Source organism: Corallococcus sp. AB018 (assembly GCF_003986945.1).
GTDB classification, from domain to species: domain Bacteria; phylum Myxococcota; class Myxococcia; order Myxococcales; family Myxococcaceae; genus Corallococcus; species Corallococcus exiguus.
In genome coordinates this window covers 1-2,848 of record NZ_RAWR01000408.1, presented here as the reverse complement: position 1 = coordinate 2,848, position 2,848 = coordinate 1, and the positions used below count along the sequence as shown (strand labels likewise).

Below are 2,848 nucleotides of genomic sequence, written 5' to 3'. Positions count from 1 at the left end.
TGCCCACCCACCCGGCGGCACAGCTCCGACCACGCCAGCTCCTCCGCCACCCACGACTCCGCCCGCGTGGAGTCGCTCAGCACGTAGAAGTCGAACGCGTCCAACTGCCCCGTCGCGGCGATGGACTCATACGTGGCCTGCACGTGCGCGAACACGGCGGACGGGTCCTCGTTGTAGACGGGCATCACCACCGCGGTGCGGCGCGTGAGTGGACCGGTCGCCTCCTCCTCGGTGGGCCAGCGCAGCCCCGGCACCCGCTGGTTCGCCACCAGCTGGATGAAGCCGGCCACGCCGCTCCAGAACGACAGGGCGATCCACGCGAAGCACACCGCGAACAGGCCCAGCACGAACAGCTCCGGCACCGTGGTGCCGTGGGCCGCGAGCAGCCGGTGCATCTCCACGGAGGCGAAACCGGTGGACAGGGCCGCCAGGCCCAGCACCATCACGCGACGGGGCCGCGCCAGGGCCGGAGTGTAGGGTTGGGCGTTCATGCGGACTCCGGGCTCCCGTGCGGCGTCGCTGTGTGTGAGGTGCGCGCCTAGCGCGACGGCGACACGCCCGCCTGGCCGGCGGCGGGACGCAGCCAGCGGCGCAGCATGTCCATGAAGGGATTGAGCACGAGCACCTGCTCGCGCATCTGGCAGGGCACCTCCGCCGGAGCGGACATGGGCACTGCTTCACACACCGCGCGGCGCCAGGCCTCCGGCAGCGAGGACGGAGCGCGCATCAGCACGTCCGCGCCCCAGCGCGCGCCGCCCACCAGCACGAACGCGGCCCGGCCGCGCACCATCAGCGACGGCCCCACGTGCGACGGCCCCAGCACCTCCGCCAGCCAGCCCTCCACGCGCCACCGCGCGAGCGCCAGCGCGGCCTCCGGCGACAGGGACAGCTCACGCGTGCCCAGGACCCAGCCCGCCAGCTTCTCCAGGTCGTTGCGGCCGGTGAAGCCGAAGTCCTGGAAGAAGCTCACCAGCGCCGCGCGGGTGTCCGCGCGGGCCTCCTGGGGCATCGCGGGCGCGAAGGTGATGAACGGGTGCGTGGTCACGGAATCCACAGGTAGCTCCAGGTCTCGGTGAGGGTCTCGGAACCGCGTTTCAGGAAGCAGCGCAGCTCGACGGGGCCTTCTCCGTCGGGCATGAGCTCGAAGGCCGCGCGGAAGCCACCCGTGACGGCGTGAACCTCCGCGCGCGGGTGCAGCACCTGGCCGCGGGAAGCGGTGACGACCGCCTCCACGGGACCCGTGCCCTCCACACTGGCCTTCGTGAAATCGAGGACGAAGCGACGCGCCCCCGGCTTGCTGCCCGCCGCGACACGCGTCGCCGCGACGGTGGAACCTCCGGCCTTCGCGCCCTCGGGGGAGAAGCCCCAGGACAGCCGGTAGGAGAAGCGAAGGTGTGCACCCGCCTGCACCGGTGCATCCGGCACCCAGAAGGCCACGATATTGTCGTGGATCTCTTCACGGGTGGGCAGCTCCACGAGCCGCACGGAGCCCGCGCCCCAGTCACCCACCGGCTCCACCCAGGCGCCCGGACGACGCTCGGAGTGCGCCTCCAGGTCCTCATAGCTGGTGAACGCCTGGTCGCGCTGCAACAGGCCGAAGCCCGACAGCCCGTCCGTGTGGAAGCTGCTCGTCTGGATCTGCTTCGGGTTCTTCAAGGGGCGCCACAGCTTCTCGCCGTTCTTCGTCCACACGGAGATGCCGTCGGAGTCGTGCACCTCCGGGCGGAAGTCGTCGAAGTCGCCCCGGTCGTTCTCTCCAAAGAGGAACATGCTGGTGAGCGGCGCCACGCCCAGCTGGCGCACCGCCTTGCGCGCGAACACCGTGGAGTCCACGTCCATCACGGTCCGCTCACCCGGGCGGATGGCGAAGCGATACGCGCCCGTGACGCTGGGGCTGTCCATCAGCGCGTGCACCACGACGGTGTCGGAGCCCTTCGCCGGCGTCTCCAGCCAGAACTCGCGGAACGTGGGGAACTCCTCGCCCCCCGGCTGCGCCGTGTCGATGGCGAGCCCGCGCGCGGACAGGCCGTACACGTTGCCCTTGCCCAGCGCGCGGAAGTAGCTGGCGCCCAGGAAGACCACGAGCTCGTCGTAGTAGTCCTTGGTGTTGAGCGGCGCGTTGAGGCGGAAGCCCGCGAAGCCGTTCACCTTGCCCTTGGGCGGCGTGCCCACCAGGGGGCCGTAGGTGAACTGCTCCGTGGAGAACGGGACCGGGCGCGCCTTGCCGCCCTCCACCACGTTCACGCCCACAGGACGGGTGTAATAAAAACCGGGGTGGAAGAACTGCGCCCTGAAGGGAAGCGCCTCTTCACGCCACAGCGACGCGGAGTCGCGGAAGCGGATGTCCCGGTATTGATCGTAGGTGAGCTTCTCGAAGGACGGGGGCACGCCGACAGGCGGCTCCTGGTACGGATTCGCGGCCAGCGCGCGGGCCTTCTCCTCCACCGTCTGGGCGGAGAATCCGGAGGCCTTCGCCGTTCCTGCCTTCGGCTGCTGGGCGCACGCCAGCGCCGCCACGCACAGCCCCATCCCCCAGGCCATCCCCACCGTCTGTCGCTGCCACCGCTTCAAATCCCGCTCCTCACCAGGGTCCACCGCCCGCACCAGTACGGCGCGACGCGGCAAAGGCTAGCAACGGGCATGCCAGTCGGCAGGGGCTGGGGAATTTCCCAATCATTCCAAGGACCTGCCCAAAACGGGCCTCCGTCACTTCCTTGCAACACCAATGATTTCGGCGGCTTGAGAGGGCGCTGAGAGAGGGGGCTGGCGGCGCCTGGAATGGAGGGTTGTGGACGATGGGGGCAGGCGGCCAACAGCCCTGTCCGAAATCTCCACAGCGGTCGGGGGC

General features: G+C 70.2%; 2 protein-coding genes and 1 pseudogene. All 3 read right to left on the bottom strand.

The window, feature by feature from the left end:
* A pseudogene (locus D7Y11_RS42185) lies at nucleotides 1–491 on the bottom strand (glucans biosynthesis glucosyltransferase MdoH); the annotation flags it as partial.
* A 47-nt stretch (nucleotides 492–538) separates the two neighbouring features.
* Complete coding sequence (locus tag D7Y11_RS42180) at nucleotides 539–1,054, bottom strand: hypothetical protein (RefSeq protein ID WP_120600297.1); 516 nt, start codon at nucleotides 1,052–1,054, stop codon at nucleotides 539–541.
* Entirely contained in the window at nucleotides 1,042–2,541 is a 1,500-nt protein-coding gene (locus D7Y11_RS42175; RefSeq protein WP_233607586.1) for a glucan biosynthesis protein, read from the bottom strand. Before D7Y11_RS42175 ends, D7Y11_RS42180 begins: the two co-directional genes overlap by 13 nt.
* Nucleotides 2,542–2,848 lie beyond the last annotated feature (307 nt).

Excerpts from the sequence above, each read along its gene's own strand:
- D7Y11_RS42175 (WP_233607586.1), bottom strand. The coding sequence starts at position 2,541 with ATGGCCTGGGGGATGGGGCTGTGCGTGGCGGCGCTGGCGTGCGCCCAG.